We start from the raw sequence: 1,423 nt of genomic DNA, 5'->3' as shown, positions 1-1,423 counted from the left end.
TTGGCCCTGCCCCAGTGGTAGGTGGCACCGGTGAGCTCGTCACGCACCGGCACCGACTCGTGCCAGTCCAGGCCGAGTCGCGGCATGTCCAACGAGACCGTCGCCTCCTGGGTGTGATGCGGATCCAGATTCACCACGACCACCACCGTGTTCGAACCGGAGCGCTTGGAGTAGACGATCACCTCGTCCTTGTCGGCGTGGTGGAAGTGCACATCCCGCAGCTGCCGCAGCGCCGGGCTGGCCCGGCGGATCGCGTTCAGCTTGGTGATCAGGGGAGCGATGGTGCGTCCTTCGCGTTCGGCCGCCTCCCAGTCCCGCGGCCGCAACTGGTACTTCTCGGAGTCCAGATACTCCTCACTGCCCTCCCGCAGCGGCACGTTCTCACACAGCTCGTACCCCGAGTACACCCCCCACGTCGGCGACAGCGTCGCCGCCAGCACCGCCCGCACCTCGAACGCGGGCCGCCCCCCGTGCTGCAGATACGCATGCAGGATGTCCGGAGTGTTCACGAAGAAGTTCGGCCGCATATACGCCGCCGCCTCCCCCGACAACTCCGTCAGGTACTCCTCCAGCTCCCGCTTCGAGTTCCGCCACGTGAAATACGTGTACGACTGCTGGAACCCCACCGCCGCCAGCGTGTGCATCATCGCCGGCCGCGTGAACGCCTCCGCCAGGAAGATCACATCCGGATCCGCACCGTTGACCTCCCCGATCACCCGCTCCCAGAACACCACCGGCTTGGTATGCGGATTGTCCACCCGGAAGATCCGCACCCCATGCCCCATCCAGAACCGCAGGATCCGCAGCGTCTCCGCCACCAGACCCTCCATGTCCGCATCGAAGTACACCGGGAAGATGTCCTGGTACTTCTTCGGCGGATTCTCCGCATACGCCACCGAACCGTCCGCACGCCGCCGGAACCACTCCGGATGCTTCTCCACCCACGGATGATCCGGCGAACACTGCAACGCGAAGTCCAGCGCCACCTCCAGCCCCAGCTCCCGCGCCCGCCCCACGAACCAGTCGAAATCCTCGATCGTCCCCAGATCCGGATGCACCGCATCATGGCCGCCCTCCGGCGACCCGATCGCCCACGGCACCCCCACATCACCCGCACCCGCCGACACACTGTTGTTCCGGCCCTTGCGAAACGTCGTCCCGATCGGATGAACCGGCGGCAGATACACCACGTCGAAACCCATCCCCGCGATCGCCGGCAACCGCCGCGCCGCCGAACGGAACGTCCCGTGCGGCCGCCGGGCCGTCCCCTCCGACCGCGGGAAGAACTCGTACCACGACCCGAACAACGCCCGCTCCCGCTCCACCAGCAACGGCAACGGATCCGACGACGTCACCAACTCACGCAACGGAAACCGCGCCAGCACCCCATCCACCTCGGGAGTCAACGCCGCAGCGAGCCGGG

The 1,423-nt window shown here is 67.0% G+C and carries 1 protein-coding gene; it reads right to left on the bottom strand.

The genetic code is table 11. From position 1 onward, the window contains the following. The coding region (locus LZ604_RS35440) for an alpha-amylase family protein (RefSeq protein ID WP_234520343.1) at positions 1-1,423 on the bottom strand (1,423 nt) is incomplete at both ends.

Source organism: Streptomyces glomeratus (genome assembly GCF_021462825.1).
Lineage (GTDB): Bacteria > Actinomycetota > Actinomycetes > Streptomycetales > Streptomycetaceae > Streptomyces > Streptomyces glomeratus.
The sequence above is the reverse complement of the archived record's forward strand: the minus strand, read 5'-3'. Positions and strand labels throughout refer to the sequence as shown.